19 protein-coding genes are annotated in these 17,660 nt (G+C 37.7%); 10 read left to right on the forward strand and 9 right to left on the reverse strand.

Translation table 11 applies throughout. From position 1 onward, the window contains the following. The first annotated feature begins 51 nt into the window (after nucleotides 1-51). Together ACUNWD_RS05610 and ACUNWD_RS05615 are read left to right on the forward strand one after the other, a co-directional pair. Nucleotides 52-672 carry an ABC transporter ATP-binding protein gene (locus tag ACUNWD_RS05610; RefSeq protein WP_445586799.1) on the forward strand — a complete coding sequence of 207 codons (621 nt, stop codon included), beginning with the start codon at nucleotides 52-54 and terminating at the stop codon, nucleotides 670-672. Next, entirely contained in the window at nucleotides 627-1,454 is an 828-nt protein-coding gene (locus ACUNWD_RS05615) for an ABC transporter permease (protein ID WP_445586800.1), read from the forward strand. Before ACUNWD_RS05610 ends, ACUNWD_RS05615 begins: the two co-directional genes overlap by 46 nt. Before the next feature lie 130 nt (nucleotides 1,455-1,584). Here the strand turns inward: ACUNWD_RS05615 and ACUNWD_RS05620 are convergent, their stop codons facing one another. Then, the gene (locus ACUNWD_RS05620; RefSeq protein ID WP_445586801.1) at nucleotides 1,585-2,901 is read right to left on the reverse strand and encodes a DNA recombination protein RmuC; all 1,317 of its coding nucleotides are present in this window, start codon (nucleotides 2,899-2,901) and stop codon (nucleotides 1,585-1,587) included. Between the two features lie 224 nt (nucleotides 2,902-3,125). Here ACUNWD_RS05620 and ung point away from each other — a divergent pair, with 224 nt between their 5' ends. Beyond that, nucleotides 3,126-3,788 (forward strand): uracil-DNA glycosylase, encoded by a 663-nt coding sequence (gene ung, locus ACUNWD_RS05625; RefSeq protein WP_445586802.1) that lies wholly within the window; start codon nucleotides 3,126-3,128, stop codon nucleotides 3,786-3,788. A 56-nt stretch (nucleotides 3,789-3,844) separates the two neighbouring features. Here ung and ACUNWD_RS05630 read toward each other — a convergent pair whose 3' ends face one another. From ACUNWD_RS05630 to ACUNWD_RS05640, 3 genes are all read right to left on the reverse strand, one after another. Further along, complete coding sequence (locus ACUNWD_RS05630; protein WP_445586803.1) at nucleotides 3,845-4,927, reverse strand: 3-oxoacyl-ACP synthase III family protein; 1,083 nt, start codon at nucleotides 4,925-4,927, stop codon at nucleotides 3,845-3,847. Nucleotides 4,928-4,937: 10 nt separating this feature from the next. After that, nucleotides 4,938-5,699 carry a UDP-2,3-diacylglucosamine diphosphatase gene (locus ACUNWD_RS05635; protein ID WP_445586804.1) on the reverse strand — a complete coding sequence of 254 codons (762 nt, stop codon included), beginning with the start codon at nucleotides 5,697-5,699 and terminating at the stop codon, nucleotides 4,938-4,940. Between the two features lie 102 nt (nucleotides 5,700-5,801). Continuing rightward, nucleotides 5,802-6,950 carry a thioredoxin-like domain-containing protein gene (locus tag ACUNWD_RS05640; RefSeq protein WP_445586805.1) on the reverse strand — a complete coding sequence of 383 codons (1,149 nt, stop codon included), beginning with the start codon at nucleotides 6,948-6,950 and terminating at the stop codon, nucleotides 5,802-5,804. 166 nt (nucleotides 6,951-7,116) lie between these two features. Here ACUNWD_RS05640 and ACUNWD_RS05645 point away from each other — a divergent pair, with 166 nt between their 5' ends. Genes ACUNWD_RS05645 through ACUNWD_RS05660 form a run of 4 tightly spaced genes read left to right on the forward strand, consistent with a single transcriptional unit; the run spans nucleotide 7,117 to nucleotide 10,833 of the window. Then, on the forward strand, nucleotides 7,117-8,058 hold the full coding sequence (locus tag ACUNWD_RS05645; protein ID WP_445586806.1) for a bifunctional riboflavin kinase/FAD synthetase: 942 nt from the start codon (nucleotides 7,117-7,119) through the stop codon (nucleotides 8,056-8,058). Nucleotides 8,059-8,061: 3 nt separating this feature from the next. Continuing rightward, nucleotides 8,062-8,868 (forward strand): class I SAM-dependent methyltransferase, encoded by an 807-nt coding sequence (locus tag ACUNWD_RS05650; protein ID WP_445586807.1) that lies wholly within the window; start codon nucleotides 8,062-8,064, stop codon nucleotides 8,866-8,868. 54 nt (nucleotides 8,869-8,922) lie between these two features. Then, on the forward strand, nucleotides 8,923-10,341 hold the full coding sequence (ahcY, locus tag ACUNWD_RS05655) for an adenosylhomocysteinase (protein WP_445586808.1): 1,419 nt from the start codon (nucleotides 8,923-8,925) through the stop codon (nucleotides 10,339-10,341). A gap of 60 nt (nucleotides 10,342-10,401) precedes the next feature. Next, the gene (locus ACUNWD_RS05660) at nucleotides 10,402-10,833 is read left to right on the forward strand and encodes a hypothetical protein (protein ID WP_445586809.1); all 432 of its coding nucleotides are present in this window, start codon (nucleotides 10,402-10,404) and stop codon (nucleotides 10,831-10,833) included. On the opposite strand, the gene ACUNWD_RS05665 is transcribed toward ACUNWD_RS05660, so the two are convergent. Further along, complete coding sequence (locus ACUNWD_RS05665; RefSeq protein ID WP_445586810.1) at nucleotides 10,826-11,260, reverse strand: hypothetical protein; 435 nt, start codon at nucleotides 11,258-11,260, stop codon at nucleotides 10,826-10,828. The two genes, ACUNWD_RS05660 and ACUNWD_RS05665, sit on opposite strands and share 8 nt — an antisense overlap. A gap of 158 nt (nucleotides 11,261-11,418) precedes the next feature. On the opposite strand from ACUNWD_RS05665, the gene ACUNWD_RS05670 reads away from it, so the two are divergent. The 3 genes from ACUNWD_RS05670 to ACUNWD_RS05680 all read left to right on the forward strand — a co-directional run bounded on the left by ACUNWD_RS05670 (nucleotide 11,419) and on the right by ACUNWD_RS05680 (nucleotide 12,753). After that, nucleotides 11,419-11,733, forward strand: coding sequence for a hypothetical protein (locus ACUNWD_RS05670; protein ID WP_445586811.1), 315 nt, complete (start codon nucleotides 11,419-11,421; stop codon nucleotides 11,731-11,733). Nucleotides 11,734-11,882: 149 nt separating this feature from the next. After that, nucleotides 11,883-12,356 carry a transcription elongation factor GreA gene (gene greA, locus ACUNWD_RS05675; protein WP_445586812.1) on the forward strand — a complete coding sequence of 158 codons (474 nt, stop codon included), beginning with the start codon at nucleotides 11,883-11,885 and terminating at the stop codon, nucleotides 12,354-12,356. A 1-nt stretch (nucleotide 12,357) separates the two neighbouring features. Beyond that, a complete protein-coding gene (locus ACUNWD_RS05680; protein ID WP_445586813.1) occupies nucleotides 12,358-12,753 on the forward strand; it encodes an HIT family protein in 396 nt (131 codons plus the stop codon). Between the two features lie 121 nt (nucleotides 12,754-12,874). Here ACUNWD_RS05680 and ruvC read toward each other — a convergent pair whose 3' ends face one another. The 4 genes from ruvC to ACUNWD_RS05700 are packed head-to-tail and all read right to left on the reverse strand — an operon-like array spanning nucleotide 12,875 to nucleotide 17,507. After that, nucleotides 12,875-13,429 carry a crossover junction endodeoxyribonuclease RuvC gene (gene ruvC, locus ACUNWD_RS05685; RefSeq protein ID WP_445586814.1) on the reverse strand — a complete coding sequence of 185 codons (555 nt, stop codon included), beginning with the start codon at nucleotides 13,427-13,429 and terminating at the stop codon, nucleotides 12,875-12,877. Next, the gene (locus ACUNWD_RS05690; RefSeq protein ID WP_445586815.1) at nucleotides 13,430-14,731 is read right to left on the reverse strand and encodes a S41 family peptidase; all 1,302 of its coding nucleotides are present in this window, start codon (nucleotides 14,729-14,731) and stop codon (nucleotides 13,430-13,432) included. 1 nt (nucleotide 14,732) lies between these two features. Continuing rightward, a complete protein-coding gene (locus tag ACUNWD_RS05695; RefSeq protein WP_445586816.1) occupies nucleotides 14,733-15,629 on the reverse strand; it encodes a DMT family transporter in 897 nt (298 codons plus the stop codon). After that, complete coding sequence (locus tag ACUNWD_RS05700) at nucleotides 15,630-17,507, reverse strand: tetratricopeptide repeat protein (protein WP_445586817.1); 1,878 nt, start codon at nucleotides 17,505-17,507, stop codon at nucleotides 15,630-15,632. Nucleotides 17,508-17,660 lie beyond the last annotated feature (153 nt).

Genomic DNA, 17,660 nt, shown 5'->3' on the forward strand with positions numbered 1-17,660 from the left:
CATAGCCGGATTTTGTCCGGCTTTTTTGTCGTCGAACAAAACTTATTCTTCATGATACGATTCAAAAATATCACCCTAAAACTGGGGAATAAGCAGTTATTTGATCAATTCAACCTAACCGTAGCAAAAGGCGAAAAGGTAGTTTTCTCTGCTCCTTCAGGAAGTGGAAAAACCAGTTTATTAAAACTAGTGCTTGGATTTGTTGATCCCGAAAACGGGAAAGTATTCTTAAACGGGAAAGAAGTCAAGCCCGAGAACCTCCGAAAAATCAGGAAACAAATTGGTTATTTAAGCCAGGATATTGACTTCCCCAATGGCAAAGTAAGGGATGTCTTTCAGGAAATATTCAATTACTCTGCCAACAAAAGCATCCACTACTCGGAAGAAAAACTAATTGAAAAGCTGAAAGAAGTCAATCTTACTGAAGAAACCCTTTTAAAAAACACCAGCGAAATTTCTGGTGGTGAACGCCAACGCCTGGGCTGGGTATTAATCATGCTTCTGGACAGGTCAGTGTTATTATTGGACGAACCTACTTCGGCCATGGACGAGAAGCAACGTCAGTTTTTCATTGACTACATTATCAATACAAAAAAGACAGTGCTTTGTGTGAGTCATGATCCGGCATGGCAACTACCAGGAATCAGAAACATCAGCCACTTTCAGGCATGAATGCAGCCAATATTTCCATAAGCGGCATTCTATTGGGGCTTCTACTCGTTGTTCCAACCATGGTATTGGTGTGGCAACTTCGCTTAGGATTCAATAAAAAATTGGGAATTGCCGTATTAAGGATGTTGGTTCAATTGGGATTTGTTGCTGTTTACCTGAAATACATCTTTCTGCTCAATAATCCATTTGTGAACGTTGCATATGTGCTTGTGATGGTTCTAATCGCTGCTTTTTCAGCTATTCGGACATCCAATTTGGCGATAAAAAAACTTTGGTTCCCAACCTTTATCTGCATGTTACTCCCAACACTTCTCACCTTACTGTATTTCAATTGGGCAATCGTACAGCTTGATAACATTTTTCAGGCAGAACTTCTCATTCCAGTTGCCGGATTAATGTTGGGAAATACCTTGAAATCAAACATTGTATCGCTGAAAACATTTTTCAACCAAGCCAGAAAAGAAAATAAAACCTATCAGTATTTGTTGGCAACCGGTGCCACCCGACAGGAAGCTTCCCGTCCATTTGTAAAAGAAGCAGTTCGAACAGCAATGGCACCAAATCTGGCAACCATGGCTACTGTTGGCTTGGTATCTCTGCCCGGCGTAATGACTGGACAAATACTTGGAGGTTCCGACCCAATGCTTGCTGTAAAATACCAGATCATGGTGATGATTATTATATTCTTCAATAGTTTACTGAGCAACCTGCTACAACTATATACAGCTGTGCACAAAGGGTTTAATAAAAGTGACCAGTTGGATAAAGGGATTTTGAAGTAAGTATCATTTAGAATCAATCGAAATATGATAGTAACGAGCAGTACTAATTACCTGAATATTTTCGAAACAAAAGCTTCTTGTATTATAGCTTCCAACTTATGGAAAGGACAACAGTTAAAAATCATGCCCCCTATTCTTCCAGAAATTTTTGCGGAAGTTCCTTGCTGGCTTTTGCACCCAGTTCGCGCAGTTTTTCGGCAGAACGTACTAAGTTTCCGCGTCCATCATTTAGCTTATTCATTGCCAGATCATAATTTTTACGAGTCTGATCGAGGTTGGTGCCAATCTTCTCAAGGTCTGCAACAAAGTTGACAAACTTATCGTATAGAGCCCCACCCTGACGGGCAATTTCCAGTGAATTCCTGGTTTGATTTTCCTGTTGCCAGATCGATGAAATTGTACGCAAAGTAGCCAACAAAGTCGATGGACTTACAATAACAACTTTCTGATCCCACGCATACGAAAACAATTCCTGATCTTCTTGAATAGCGACACTAAATGAAGCCTCAATAGGAAGAAACAATAAAACAAAGTCAGGTGAGTTTAACTTCGATGCACTTTGATAATGCTTTTCACTCAAGCCTTTAATGTGCTGTTTTAAACTTATTAGATGCTCTTTAATATGCTTTACCCGATCCTCTTCAGTTTCTGAGTTAACAGCTCGCTCATAGGCTATCAATGAAACCTTTGAGTCAACAATTATATGCTTATTATCGGGAAGGTTTATAACAACGTCAGGCTGAATCCGTTTACCCTCTTCAGAAGTATCACTAAATTGTTTTTGATAGCCTTGTTCTCCTTCATTAAGGCCAGATCGTTCCAAAATGCGTTCCAGAATCACCTCACCCCAATTCCCTTGTTTCTTCACATCTCCTTTCAAAGCTTTGGTCAGGTTGTTCGCCTCATCACTAATTTTCATATTCAGATCGTGAAGCTTCTTAAGCTCTGCCTTCAGATCGGTTTGATCTTTCAAACCTTTCTCATAAGTTTCTTCGACTTTCTTTTCAAACAGAAGAATCTTCTCTTTCAACGGATTTAGAATATCCCCGATATTCTTTTGATTGACCTGAGTGAACTCCTGAGAATTTTGCTTCAATATTTTGTGGGCAATATTTTCAAACTCGGTAGTGAACTTTTTCTGCAAATCTTCCAATTCTTGCTTCTGAGTCACCAATTTTTCCTTCATATTGGCAAACTCAACTTCAGCTCTTGCCAACCGGTCTGCCTGTTGTGTGTTTATTTCTTCTTCCTTTTCAAGTTTCTCGGTCAAAGTCGCTTTATCAGTCTGAAGATTATTCACCCGCTCTTCCAGCTGAGCTTTTATTTTTTCAAATTCGGTTTTATCAGAAAGTATTTGATTTTCGACAGATTTCGATTTCAATTTAGTAATTAGAAAGTCCAACAAAAAACCAATAGCCAGACCTGCAAGCAGATAAATAATTTCCATAGATTGTGAATTTGAAAGTTAAAAGTACGAAGAAGAATGTAGATGGGAAAGAGCCAGCTTGAGAAATTAGAAAGGAGTTTCGACGATGCACTCACAAATTCCAATTGCTCATTCCCGAAGCATTTTTTCTAGATTCTTCTTTTTTATCTCCCACTTCTATTTCCGCCTTTGCTTCTTAAAACAATAGTGGTATTTTTAGCTGATCAAAATAAAACCCTTTCCCCATGGATGTTAAAATTGAGTCGAGCTGGAAAAACCAATTAACTGACGAATTTGAAAAACCGTATTTTAAAAAACTGAGTGAATTCGTTCACAATGAATACCGGGCACATCAAATTTTCCCACCTGCCAAGCTCATTTTTAATGCCTTTGACCAATGTCCATTTGATCAATTGAAAGTGGTGATTTTAGGACAGGATCCTTACCATGGCCCCGGGCAGGCCCACGGATTATGCTTTTCTGTAAATGACGGAATTGATTTTCCGCCCAGCTTAAGAAATATTTTTAAAGAATTAAAGCAAGATGTCGGCAAAGAAATACCAACAAGCGGCAACCTTACCGATTGGGCTAAACAAGGCGTTTTACTTTTAAATGCAACACTGACTGTTCGGGCGCACACTGCCGGTTCGCATCAGCGAAAAGGCTGGGAAGAATTTACAGATGCCGTCATTCATAAAATCAACGAAGAAAAAGAACACGTTGTATTTATCTTATGGGGAAACTATGCGATCCGAAAAGGTGAATTCATTGACCGCAATAAGCATTTAGTATTAACATCTGTACACCCATCTCCATTATCTGCAAGCCGAGGTTTCTTTGGTAACAATCATTTTAGCAAAGCGAATGATTTTTTAGCCAGCAAAGACTTAACTTCAATTGAATGGTAAACAAAAAAGCTGCACCAAAATTTGGAGCAGCTTCGTTTATTGTAGTTCGAACCAGATTACCATTTATATACGATGGAGTTTACATTCATTCCAGCTCCCACCGAACAAAGAATCACATAATCACCTTCGTTTATTTCGTGATTTTCCATCTTTCCTTTAACAACTAAATCCAACAAGGTAGGAACAGTTGCTGTTGATGAATTACCCAACTTACGAATACTCATTGGCATAATTCCTTCAGGAATTTGTTTCTCTTTATACAGCTTAAACACACCTTTCAAGATGGTATCGTCCATTTTTTCGTTCGCTTGATGAATCAATACTTTTTTAATATCACTCAGCTGCAAGCCAGCTTTTTCAATACTTTCTTTAACGACTCCCGGGACGTGACTAATTGCATAGACGTACAACTTATGACCAGCCATTTTAAGGAATAAGTCATTCCCGCTAAAATTCGGATTGCTAGACTTTCCAAAAGTTAACAAATTGGAATATGGAGTTGAATCAGAACGACTGCTATGAGAAATAATGCCAATTGGTGTATCACTCTCAACGGCTTCAACAATTGTAGCACCTGCGCCGTCTGCAAAAATCATTGTATCCCGGTCATGCGGATCAGAAATTCGTGATAACACGTCAGATCCAATCACCACACCACGTTTAAATGACTTACTCCGAATGTAAGCATCAGCAATAATCATCGACTGTGTCCATCCAGGACAACCTGAAATTACATCATGACAAATACAAGCCGGATTCTTTATTTTTAAAATATCTTTTACGCGGTTCGCAAGTCCGGGAAGTGTATCAACGCTGGTAGTTCCGTGATAAACATCGCCAAAGTTGTGACCCAGAATGATAAAATCAAGTGATTCCTTATCAATACCGGATGATTCGCAGGCATTCTTCACAGCCAGTGCGGCAATGTCCGAATTTACCTGGTCTTCTTTCACCCACCTGCGTTCTTCGATATTCGTTATTTCATGAAATTTCTGAATAATTTCCTCATTACTCTTATCGAATGGCTTTTTGGTTGAAGGATCATAAAATTCATAATCAAGAAAATGATCATTCTTAATTACCTGTTCCGGTATGTAACTTCCGGTTCCAATAATTTTTGTGTATATCTGCTTACTCATAATAGTATCATCAGAGGCTTTCGCCCTTATATGTTTTCAATTCAAATTTTTCTCCATCAAAAACGCCATACGAATAATGGGTAATCCAGTCACCCAAATTAATGTATCTTGCTTTATCACCTAGTGGTTCATCCATTAAAAGATGACGGTGACCAAATATGACGTAATCAAAATCTTCTTTGGTAAGAAGTTCTTTGGCAAAGACAAAAAGTCCTTCTTTATCATCACCTTTAAAATGCTCTCCCAATCCTTTCCCCAATCGGCTATTTTTTGACCATCTATGAGCAACTGACATTGCAAAATTCGGATGCACGCGAGCAAACACCCATTGCAAAAAACGATTGGTGAATACCTTTTTCAATAAATTATAGCCTTTGTCAAAAGGATCGAGCCCGTCACCATGTGCGAGAAAAAACTTTTTACCTGAAAAAGAAACTCTCATCTCGCTTCGATGTACCTCAACTCCTAACTCGGCTGGCAAATAATCAAATACCCAAACATCATGATTTCCGGTAAAAAAATGAACAGGAATTCCAGAGTCAACAATCTCAGCTATTTTTCCCAATGTCCTGGTAAATCCACGAGGAACTACCTTTTTGTATTCAAACCAGTAATCAAAAATATCTCCCATTAAAAAAATCACGGAAGCATCCTTTTTGATTTCATCAAGCCATTTTACAAAAAGCTTTTCTCGTTGCAGATTATTATTTAAAGCCGGAGCTCCCAGATGAATATCTGAAACAAAATATATTTTGCCACTAACGTTTTTCAATCTTGATTTTTTGCCGTTTTAAAAAACGATGTCAAAGATATTAGTAAAAAATTAAGTTTCAAGATTTTCTTGGCAAAATGAATGCCCTAAAAGTTGCAAAGATTAGTTAAGCATCTCTCCCAGAACTTTGTCAAGCTCAGGACCTTTCAAATTTCTGGCAATAACGGTGCCCTCTTTATCAAGCAAATAATTAAATGGAATTTGTTTCACATTGTAATTATTCAAAGCTGAAGTACTTCCTTTCATGTCGCCAACATTGGTCCAGCTCAATCCATCCTTATCAATGGCGTCAATCCATTCGTAGCGATTCTCATCAACACTTACCTGATAAATATCAAAGCCTTTCCGCTTGTATTTATTGTAGATTTCAACCAGCACAGGGTTAATTATTCGAGATCCCCGGTCTTGCGAAGACCAAAACTGAAGTAAAACATATTTCCCTCTCAATGAGGTCAATGCAATTTCTTTTCCATCTGGATTTGGAAGTAATATTTCAGGGCTGTTTTCTCCATATTCCTTAATAAATTGGCCCATTTTTGCACTGCGTTCATCACTCATCAATTTTAATGTATTTGCATAAAGTGCTTTTACGTGGTCAGACTCCGGATAAAATGAGTTTAGCGCTGAAGCCGCAATTTTCAATGAATTCAAATCACGAACGACATATGTATCATTATCAAACTTCTGGTATAAAGCCAGCACACTTGCCATTGAAAATGGATTCTCTCGAACAAAATTGGTGGAATAATCAATTTGCTCTTGCATCACTTCATTATAATTCTCGTCCCATTTTTTCTTCAATTCCTGATAATTGGGATCTTTTCGAAACAGCACATGCAAAGACCGAATTGAATCCAAAACATGCTTTGTCCTGCTTAAACGTAAATTCAGTTTCTGAACCAATTCGGAACCTGGCGAACCAACAACAACATAATCGCGAGAAAAATTTGCAGCATCGCCGGCAACTTGCACTTGTTCTGCAGAATCTACCAGTAGGGTAACGAAATTCTTTTCATTAAGCTTCATTAGAAAAAATGTAGGATAAGCCACATCTCCTGTGAACTTAAAATCACCGTCTTTCCCTATTTTAACGGAGTCTACTTTTTCTGTAGCATTCACTTTTAGAAGGTCGAGGTAAACATATTCACCACCAGCATTGCTGATTTTACCTTCAATTTTAAATTTGCCAGACTCCTTGCAGGCAGTAAAAACGGTCGCTATCAAAGCAATCAGAACAACTACTTTTCTCACAATATAGTTTTTTACGTTAGTAATATTGAAGCGTAAAAATAATAATTTACCTATCATTCAAAGAGTCTTGGAAGAATCTTTTGAAACATGAACTTGTTTTAATTGTTATTTTCAATCAAAAGCAGTTAAAAATTGTACTTTTACGGGCTGAAATCCAAAATCAGAAATGAAAGTTTATCGGGATATCAACGAGTTCAAGGTAAAAAGACCGGTTTTAACAATTGGATCTTTTGATGGCGTGCATTTAGGCCACTTTAAAATAATTGACAGTTTAAAGAAAATTGCTTCAAAGAATCATGGAGAAACGGTAATTTTCACTTTTTACCCTCATCCCCGACAAGTACTTTTCCCTGACGAAGGGAATTTAAGACTATTAACCACCCTGAATGAAAAAATCGAATTATTTGAGAAAGCGGGACTGGAGCATTTAATTATTTATCCATTCACCAAAGAATTTTCTCAGCTAAGCTATATTGAATTCGTCAAAAAAATTCTGATTGAAAAACTAAAGGTCAATAGTTTGGTGGTTGGGCATGATCACAAATTTGGAAAAAACAGGGAAGGTGGTTTCGAAGTGCTAAATGATCTTTCTTCAACTTTTCAGTTCAATTTAGAACAAATAGATGTCCTTTTATCAGATGATGTAGAGATTAGTTCAACCCAAATTCGAAATGCCCTTCAAGATGGGGACATTGAAAAAGCGAATACCTATCTCGGTTATCCATTTACATTGCATGGTAGCGTTGTTGAAGGACAACAACTTGGGCGCAAAATTCAATTTCCAACGGCAAACATAGAAACATCAGATCCAAATAAAATCATTCCCGGACATGGTGTATATGCTGTATACGTGAAGCTAAATGAGCAGATTTTCAAAGGAATGCTCAACATTGGGACCCGACCAACCGTTAATAGAAATGCAGATCATCGAAGCATTGAAGTTCATATTATTGACTTTGATGGAGACATTTATAATCAACAACTAGAAATTAAATTCATACAGAAGACCCGCGAGGAACAAAAATTCGGTTCGGTTGATGAGTTGAGAACGCAATTAGAAAAAGACAAGCAAATCATAATTAAGACGCTGGAGAGCAATAAATACTAGCCTATGTTTTTATGTACCACCCACCTGGGATGTAATCCAAAGAATTACAAACAATATGCAGCAGACGGAGAATTAAGTTACCTGAAATGTAATGATTGTGGTTTAATTTGGAGGTCTCCCGACTCATTCAATTTAGAAAAGGAATACGATCAATCATACTTCAAATCAAAAAAATACGATCTAAAACGAAAACATAAAGTTCGCAAATCAGGTTGGCTAATAGATATTGCCAGCTTATTTCACTCCAATATCACATCATTACTTGAAGTGGGTTGTTCAATCGGATACACATTGGAAGCAGCGAGAGATCGAGAAATCTCTCATTTGGGAATCGATGTAAGTGAGTATGCAGTTGATTATTGTCAAAGCCAGGGATTAAACGCAGAAGTGTCATCACTGGAGGAGCTTATTTCTAAAAAGAAAAAATATCAATTGATATACATGCAACATGTGTTGGAACATTTCCCCAATCCATTTACAACACTCGCTAAGTGTGCTGATTTATTGAATAAAAATGGAATTATTCTAATCATGGTCCCAAATTCAAAATACAACAGAGCTCAAAATAACAGAGGAGAACACCGGTTTTATAATCAGGCTGGAGTTGGACTGGAGCATTTTGTCTATTTCAACTATGAAAATTTAGGCTCAACACTGGAGTCATCCGGATTTGAAGTGGTACAACAAAACTATCCGGTTTTTATTCCGGGACCATTTTCTTTCAAATTCTTTTTTAATCGCTTCTTCAGACGCATCCTGAATGTTTTTAATATTGATCAGGAGGTGCTTGTAGTAGCACGAAAAATATAATTCATATATTCTTTTAAGAATAATTATCTTTGCGAGAAGTTTAAGGAAAACAAAATGAACACATTGACAGACACAAAAACAGATTACAAAGTAGCTGATATCTCATTAGCAGATTTCGGGCGAAAAGAGATTGAAATTGCAGAAAAAGAAATGCCGGGATTAATGTCTCTGCGATCTAAATACGGAAAAGAAAAGCCATTGAAAGGATCCAGAATTATGGGTTCATTGCATATGACTATCCAAACTGCCGTTTTAATTGAAACATTGACAGAACTTGGAGCAGATGTTCGTTGGGCAAGTTGTAATATTTTCAGCACACAGGATCATGCTGCTGCAGCAATTGCTGCTTCCGGAGTTCCTGTTTTTGCATGGAAAGGCGAAACCCTTGAAGAATATTGGTGGTGTACTGAGCGTGCTCTTGATTTTGGAAATGGCATAGGACCAAATATTATTGTTGATGATGGGGGTGATGCGACGATGATGATCCATATTGGATATGAAGCTGAAAAAGATCCATCCATTTTGGACGTAGAGCTGGAAGCTGAAGATGAAATAGAATTATTCAAAGCAATAAAGAAAGCATTGGCAGAAGATCCGCAACGTTGGCATCGTACGGTTCCTGAAATTAAGGGAGTATCGGAGGAAACGACAACCGGGGTTCACCGCTTGTACCAAATGATGGAAGATGGAAAATTACTGTTTCCTGCCATTAATGTAAACGACTCTGTAACTAAATCGAAATTCGATAATCTATATGGCTGTCGCGAATCGCTAGCCGATGGAATTAAACGTGCCACGGATGTTATGATCGCCGGTAAGGTAGTTGTTGTTGCCGGATATGGTGATGTTGGTAAGGGTTGTGCCCGCTCAATGAGAGGTTATGGTGCTCGTGTAGTGGTAACTGAAATTGATCCAATTTGTGCATTGCAAGCTGCCATGGAAGGCTTTGAAGTTAAAACCATGGAAGATGCCATTGAAGAAGGAAACATTTATGTGACGACTACCGGAAATAAAGATATCATCACAGCCGAACATATGGCTGCCATGAAAGACCAGGCAATTGTTTGTAACATCGGACACTTTGATAATGAAATTCAGGTTTCGAAATTGGAAAAATGGCCTGGGATTCAAAAAACAAATATCAAACCACAGGTAGACAAATTCACCTATGAAGATGGACATTCTATTTTCTTGTTGGCGGAAGGCCGATTGGTTAATTTAGGTTGTGCAACTGGTCACCCATCATTTGTAATGAGTAATTCATTTACGAACCAAACGTTGGCTCAGATTGAGTTATGGAAAAATGATTATAAAACTGATGTTTATCGTTTACCAAAACACTTAGATGAAGAAGTTGCACGCTTGCATCTGGAACAATTAGGAGTGAAATTGACTAAGCTCTCTGATGATCAGGCGAAATACATTGGCGTATCGCCAAATGGGCCTTACAAACCAGAACATTACCGATATTAAAATTCGGCATACATCATAAAAAAGAGCAGCTTAACCGCTGCTTTTTTTGTATCTTCGGATATGACCGATAAAAAGAAAATAGAACTTCAGGTGCTGATGCTTTTCCGGAAATTGTACGGCGAATTTCCGAATGGAAAGATCGTGCAAAATGAATCGCCAGACTTTTTAGTCAAAGTTAATCGAAGGAAAAAACTTGGAATTGAACTAACTGAGCTACATGGACAGGAATTTTACGAACAACAAGGGCATTTAACTGAACCAGAAAAGATAAACGAACATATTGAAGATACGATCCGCGCTAAAGAAGAAAAAATTTATCTCTACCAAAAGCACAAGCCCTTTCAACTGTGGCTACTTATCCACATTGAATCATTTCAAAATAAACTTCTATTTAATTTTCAGAATAAAATTGGAAACTGGAACTTCCCTTCAGACTTTGACCGGATATTCCTGATGGAAATTGAAAATGAGAAATTGTTCGAGATCAATTAGTCACGATTAAAGAACTCCCGCTTTGCTGCACAGAATAAGGTTTTAGTGGTTCAGTAGAAGGACCAGTACCGGAAAGCAGCGATCCACCCTCAAGTAACAGATATTGTGAACCACAACATGGACAAGTAGCAGTTCCACCACCATCAGGCACTACCTTACATTGTGGATCAACCTCATAAGGACAAGCTGCATCACAAGCATTAAATCCAAAACCATTGTTGGTTACTATAATCCCACCATAACCAGCTGGAAAAACCAAAGAATTGGAGGGAACAGTTAAATCATTATACTGTATCAAATTAATTTGCATACTCACTCTCACATACGGAATTGAAGAATTAAAATCATCTTTACAAGCAGGAGTTAATGCCAATAATAAAATAAGCACAAAACTAAACCTGATTATATATCTACTAATGCCATTCATTTTTTATATCTTTAACAATCATAACTGATCAGGAGGCAAAGTTATTTTGCCAGCTTGTAAAATTAGCAAAAATGGAAGATTATATCTTTATCATCATAGCAATTATCCTTTCTGCACTTGGCGCGATTAACAGTAAGAAAAAGCAAAAAATTGCCCGGATGAAAGAAGAAAATGAACCGTATAACGAACCACCATCCATTTTGAAAAATTTCATGGATGATTCTTTTTTTGATGACGAACCAGAACCTGTTTTTGTTCCTGAACCAAAGCCCGAACAAAAACCAGTTGTAAAAAAGACCTTTGAACCATTAAAAAGAGAGCCAATCATAAAAAAAACAGAACCAATTAAAAAGAAAACTCCTATTTTGCTTGAAGAAGAACCAGAGCAAGAAACAAGGCTGGGGGCAATAATGAAAGACTTCACGTTAAAGAAAGCTGTAATATATTCCGAGATTCTTGACAGAAAATACTAGAACCGTTTAGTAAACAACTATTTAAACACTATTTTTCAATATAAGCCTCGCAAAAATCAATTATTTTATTTAGTTTTGTATCACTGAAGAGTTCCATGAGGTGGAATTCTTTTTTATTTATACCACGTTACATAAAAATTTACAATCATATGGCAAAAGTGACCTTTATAACTCAAGAAGGCCTTGATAAACTGAAGAAAGAATTAAATCACTTAATGAATGTTGAGCGTCCTGCAATTTCGAAACAAATTGGTGAGGCGATCGAAAAAGGTGATATTTCTGAGAATGCAGAATATGATGCGGCCAAAGACGCACAAGGAATGCTGGAAGCAAAAATCGCTCAGTTAAGAGGGAAAATTGCAACCGCCAGAATTATTGATGAATCGAAAATTGATACTTCTTGTGTGCAGATCCTGAATAAGGTAACTATCAAGAATAAAAAGAATAATGCAACCATGAAATATACCATTGTTTCAGAACACGAAGCTGATTTGAAACTGGGTAAAATCTCTATTGAAACTCCCATTGCCAAAGGACTTATTGGCAAAAAAGTGGGTGATGTAGTTGAAATTCAGGTTCCATCTGGAATTATTCCTTTCGAAATTATTGATATTTCCTTATAACATGCCAACCATTTTCACCAAAATAATTAATGGAGAAATCCCAGCCTATAAAGTTGCAGAAGATGACAACTACCTGGCTTTTTTGGATATTTTTCCAACGGCAAAAGGGCATACTTTAGTGATCCCGAAAAAGGAGGTTGATTATATTTTTGACTTGGATGATGAAACCTACCAGGGACTCAATCAATTTGCAAAGAAAGTTGCTGCAGGACTAAAAAAAGCCATTCCATGTCAAAAAGTTGGCATCATGGTTTTAGGGCTGGAAGTACCTCATGCACACATTCATTTGGTGCCAATGCAATCAGAAGGCGACTTGCTCAATTTTTCAGATAAAGTTCAATTAAGCTCAGAGGAGTTTGAAGAGATTAGAGCAAAGATTGCCGCAGAGATAGAGTAAAAATACAAGCAAAATAATTGCAGAAGCCGTCCAATAGGGTGGCTTTTTTTTGTGTAAAGAATTTGATACTGGTGCTTGATCCCATACCAATTCTATTGTGTCATGTGTATTCTCCGAAAAACTACTTGACCCTCCCAGGGTTCTTCTTGATAAAATCCCCCCATCCTTTATATGATTTGCCAGCAACTGGATTTTTCAGTTGCAAATAGTGACATACTGCAACCGCTAAAGCATCAGTTGCATCCAACTCCTTGGGAAGTTCGTTTTCTTTAAACATGTTTTTGAGAAAATAGGCAACCTGTTCTTTGGAGGCACGCCCCATTCCAGTGATGGCCTGCTTTACCCGAAGCGGAGCATATTCGAAAACCGGAATGTCCTTTTCTAAAGCCAATCCCATAATTATTCCCTGAGCACGCCCTAACTTCAACATAGCCTGAATATCTTTTCCATAGAAAGGTGATTCGATGGCTAGTTCGTCAGGAAGATAATCTTCAATAAGATGTCGGGTTCGTGTAAAAATATGCTTCAACCGCAAATAATGATCATTGTACCCTTTGGTTTTCACCACCCCCGTTTGTACTATTCGTGGCTTATCGTTTTCTACTTCAATAAGACCATACCCCATTACGATGGTTCCCGGGTCAATTCCTAATATTCGTTTTGCAATTTTTCCCATCTAATAAGCTCCTGTGATTTCCTGCAATCCTCGCTTCAACGGCAGTGGTTTTGGCTGAATTGTTGCCGACTTAGCAGCAACCATGCTGGTTTCTCCACTAATAACCTCCAAAGCCTTCTTTAAACAAGCCTCATTCGGATCTCCCCATGAATGAAATATATCATCAGCTTCTTCGTAATCAACAGGAATACCACTAAAATAATCTCCATCACCCAACGCATTAACCAGCTTAAACGTAACCGGAGCTAAAGCAATCTGGTATTTTTCGGATTCGTAAACCTCCATCCCCACAGGTTTTCCATGAGTTCTCTCCCCAATAATCGTAATTTCCTTATAGGGAAACAATGAATTAATAACTAATTCACTGGCAGAAGCAGAACTTTCAGTGGTAATAAAATACAAACGATCCAATTCAACAGCTTTTCCTGATCCCCTACCAAAACCATAAGAGTCATTTTCATCCGTTCGGTTACTGTTATAAACGATACTAGTAATTACCTTGTTTATAATGGCGTTCCCTCCAAGTAACTCCATCAGTTGAAAAGCAATATCGACATTTCCTCCACCATTATATCTTAAATCGACAACGATGTCATCAACTTCCTGTTGATTGAAATAATCAAAGGCATCATCCAACTCCTCAGCAGATGGCCCCAAAAAACTCTCAAAAACAAGATATCCTATCTTCTTCCCATTATCCTCTACTACACATTTATGCAGTACGGTATTGATTTCATAATCAGTACGAGTCATTGAATACTCAACAGTATCATTACTTACTGTACGGAAAGTAAATTTCACCTCACCATCCGTATCAAAAGCCGCCCACAAATCAGGGATATCTGAAACGTCGACATCATTAATTTTAATGAATTCCCATCCTCTGTCAACCCCGGCCAATCCCATAGGGGCATTCTTGTAGGTGAAGCGAACCATTAACTTATCATCCTGTGTTATTGCCATTCCAACGCCAAAACCCTTGGTTTCAGCTTCATCAAACAAATTTCTATATTCCTGTAAATCTGAAACAAAACTCCAATGATCAATTTCATCATATCGGAGGGCATCTACCAACAATTCATTCGAGCTATAGTCATTTGGGGCAATTCCTGGAAGTTCTTCTATCCAAAGATAATTTTCTTTAAAAATATCGTAAATGAAATCTTTGCTTGTTTCTTCAACCGGTTGCTCATTGTTTGTTGTATCCGGATCCGGCTCTTCTATTATTATATCATCCTTCTGGCAGGAATTCGCCATAACCAACAAAGCCGCCATCGCGGCAAACAGCAAAAACCTATGCATATCAACTCTTTTCATCTCTCTTTTTCAATTGCTGAATAAAAATACCTAACAGAATCAAACTTAAGCCTGCAAAAGTGGTCCAGTAAATCTGTTCTTTAAGAATTAAATAAATAAATATCAAAGATAAGAACGGTGTTAGAAATATGAAATTGCCAGTTACTGCATTATTCTCACTCTTCTCTAAAGCTTTCATCCAAACCAAATAAGTGATCCCTAATTCGAAAACACCAACATAAACTGCAGTCCAAAACGAAACATCAAACTGAAAATCAAAATTATCCTGATAATTAAAGAAACCGAAAACAAGCAGATATAGAGTTCCAAATACAAAATTCCAGAACAATACAATAATCTTTTCACGATGACTTTTCACGCTTAATATCCAATACAAGGCCCAAATAATACTGCTTACAAGTGCAAGAAATGCTCCAAGAGGATTGGTCTTCGTAAACCCTTCGATACTTCCTTGCGATGCAATGAAAACCACCCCAATAAAGCTAATCAATACAGCATATATATTCCTTTTGGTAATTTTCTGCCCAAGCAAAGGTACCGATAAAAGCGCCAGACTAATTGGCCAAACCATGTTTAAAGCCTGTGCAACTTGCGCCGGGTTTAATTCATACGCTTTAAAAAGTACGAGGTAGTAAGCAAAAGGGTTTAACAATCCTAAAAGAGCATATTGCACTAAATCTTTTTTTGAAACTGTGAATAGTTGATTCAGTTTTCCCTGGACCAACATCAATCCAGTAAAAATGCCCAAAGTGACCAGTGATGCAATGAAAATAAGTTGCCAGGGATTCAATCCGCGCAAGGCCATTTTAAAAGCAGAAGCAACAGTAGACCACAACAATACAGAAGCCAGTGCGAGAAGAATCGCTGTTTTCTGATTTTTCATTTAATTAGCCCCTCCTTCAAAAAACTCCGTTTCCTTGTCGTCCTCAAAGTCGCCCCGTAATTCCCGATATTTTTCCCTTGATTTTGTAACGTAAATACTTGCTGGATACTGAACCAGCATCTTTTTATATAATCCTTCAGCCTTTTCCTTTTCCATCAATTGATTTTCGTATAAACCGGCCAATTGAAAAAGTGCATCATCAGCAAGTAACTCGTAGGAGTAATTCGTGACTATTTCTTCAAGATATGCAGCTGCCTGCTGAAAATCGCCATTTGCAATCTTAATCTTGGCTTTCCGAAATAGCACATCATCTGTCAAACTATGACGTGGAAAATTAGTTTCAATCGAATCTAAAACAGCCCAAGCCTTCTCTCCCTGGTTGCGAAACGTATACAAATCTGCTCGCGCAAATTGTTGCAAGGGAATTTCGGTAGTATCTAGATTGCTATTATTCGAAATAAAGAGTGACAACTCCAATGCATCATTTGCAACTAATTTCGAAGTACCGGCTTTTATTACATTTAACAACGCCTTTGCCCAACTCAAATTTCCCATAAAATACCCCAGGCGTGCCTTTTTAAGTTTTACCTCATCTCCCAACTCGTTGTCCCGGTTTGCTTCAATCAACTGTGAATACAATAAAACCGCTTCCCATAAATCATCTTTATAAACTGAAATATCTGCCAACTCGTTTTTTATAAAATCACGCTGAATAGCCTGCAGTCTTGGAATTTTTCTTCCTTCTTCAAGGATTTGCACTGCCTGATCCGGTTTATCTTCGTAGAATGCAAGAAAATGTGCAAAGTCAATCAGTAATCCAACGGACTCCGGATTTTCGCCAACAACCGCTAACGTACTCTCAAATCGTTCTTCCAACTGTTCTTCTGAAAGAGCATCTTCATCTTTTAAAATGTATTGTTGATAAAGCAATTGCATTTTTGAACGCTGCGCCTCGTAATAGGAAACACCCTCAACACCTTTTTCAATTATATAATCGTATGCTTGAATTGCATCACCATAGAAATGGTTATTACCTGCGACTCTCGCAAGCGCAGCAATTGTCAGATCCTCCTGTCCCGAGCGTTTATCTAAAGCGATCGTCTGCCGGAGCGCCTGTGAATACATTTCCTCTTGGGTGAAAAGCCAAATTAAAAGCCTGTTATAAGCTACAACTCCTGGCTCTGCCTGAATGCTCTTTAAAACAAGTTGACGAAACATTCCTTGAAGAGAATCATCTACATCTGACCTCAAAGCAGAACGAAGACTACTCTGAACTCGTGATAAATTATTTTCATCTTTTTTAAGGAGTTCCAGATACTCGGCAAGCATTTGTTCATAATTGCGTTGGTACAAGTAAACCCGAGCGAGCTCATAGTTAAAGTCATCATCAATAATTGAATTTCTTCCGAGTAAGTAAACTTTCTCCGCCCATTCAAATTCTCGTTTCGAAATAAAGCTATTTGCCAGTTGAATAAAATCACTCTTGTACTTTGGACCCAATTTCAAGGCTGATTCAAATTTATCTGAAGCTTCCTCAAACCGATTTTGTTGCTTTAGCAAAGCCCCCCACTGAACATACAAACTTGCATCTTTATTGGTCCGACGAATTTCTTTTTTTATTTCCTTCTCTGCCTGATCATACTTAGACAATTCTATCAAACAATTCAGGTAATAAACGAAGTAGTGCTGACTACCCGAAATTTCAAATATTTCTTTATACAACACCGCCGCTTTCTCAAATTCTCGTTCCTGATAGTACCTTCCGGCCTGTTGCAATTTAGCAGTGTCAATTTTCTTCTGACTAAATGCAAAATCAGGGAGATGCATTAAGCAAAACAGCACTCCTGCAAAAGCAATTATTTTCCGAACTGTAATCATGCATACAAAAGTAATATTCAGAATACAACGTACAATGGCATTTACAGCAGAACTAATTTATTTTAAAGATGCTAAATACCACGTATCGATTTTTAAAGATTGAAATTGTCCCCAACAAACATTATTATTACTTTTGCTTGAAGAAATTTGAAA

Source organism: Sunxiuqinia sp. A32, assembly GCF_052690465.1.

Coding starts and splice junctions, on each gene's coding strand:
- ACUNWD_RS05610 (WP_445586799.1), top strand. CDS start 52: ATGATACGATTCAAAAATATCACCCTAAAACTGGGGAATAAGCAGTTA.
- ACUNWD_RS05615 (WP_445586800.1), top strand. CDS start 627: ATGGCAACTACCAGGAATCAGAAACATCAGCCACTTTCAGGCATGAAT.
- ACUNWD_RS05620 (WP_445586801.1), bottom strand. CDS start 2,901: ATGGAAATTATTTATCTGCTTGCAGGTCTGGCTATTGGTTTTTTGTTG.
- ung (WP_445586802.1), top strand. CDS start 3,126: ATGGATGTTAAAATTGAGTCGAGCTGGAAAAACCAATTAACTGACGAA.
- ACUNWD_RS05630 (WP_445586803.1), bottom strand. CDS start 4,927: ATGAGTAAGCAGATATACACAAAAATTATTGGAACCGGAAGTTACATA.
- ACUNWD_RS05645 (WP_445586806.1), top strand. CDS start 7,117: ATGAAAGTTTATCGGGATATCAACGAGTTCAAGGTAAAAAGACCGGTT.
- ACUNWD_RS05650 (WP_445586807.1), top strand. CDS start 8,062: ATGTTTTTATGTACCACCCACCTGGGATGTAATCCAAAGAATTACAAA.
- ahcY (WP_445586808.1), top strand. CDS start 8,923: ATGAACACATTGACAGACACAAAAACAGATTACAAAGTAGCTGATATC.
- ACUNWD_RS05660 (WP_445586809.1), top strand. CDS start 10,402: ATGACCGATAAAAAGAAAATAGAACTTCAGGTGCTGATGCTTTTCCGG.
- ACUNWD_RS05665 (WP_445586810.1), bottom strand. CDS start 11,260: ATGAATGGCATTAGTAGATATATAATCAGGTTTAGTTTTGTGCTTATT.
- ACUNWD_RS05670 (WP_445586811.1), top strand. CDS start 11,419: ATGAAAGAAGAAAATGAACCGTATAACGAACCACCATCCATTTTGAAA.
- greA (WP_445586812.1), top strand. CDS start 11,883: ATGGCAAAAGTGACCTTTATAACTCAAGAAGGCCTTGATAAACTGAAG.
- ACUNWD_RS05680 (WP_445586813.1), top strand. CDS start 12,358: ATGCCAACCATTTTCACCAAAATAATTAATGGAGAAATCCCAGCCTAT.
- ruvC (WP_445586814.1), bottom strand. CDS start 13,429: ATGGGAAAAATTGCAAAACGAATATTAGGAATTGACCCGGGAACCATC.
- ACUNWD_RS05690 (WP_445586815.1), bottom strand. CDS start 14,731: ATGCATAGGTTTTTGCTGTTTGCCGCGATGGCGGCTTTGTTGGTTATG.
- ACUNWD_RS05695 (WP_445586816.1), bottom strand. CDS start 15,629: ATGAAAAATCAGAAAACAGCGATTCTTCTCGCACTGGCTTCTGTATTG.
- ACUNWD_RS05700 (WP_445586817.1), bottom strand. CDS start 17,507: ATGATTACAGTTCGGAAAATAATTGCTTTTGCAGGAGTGCTGTTTTGC.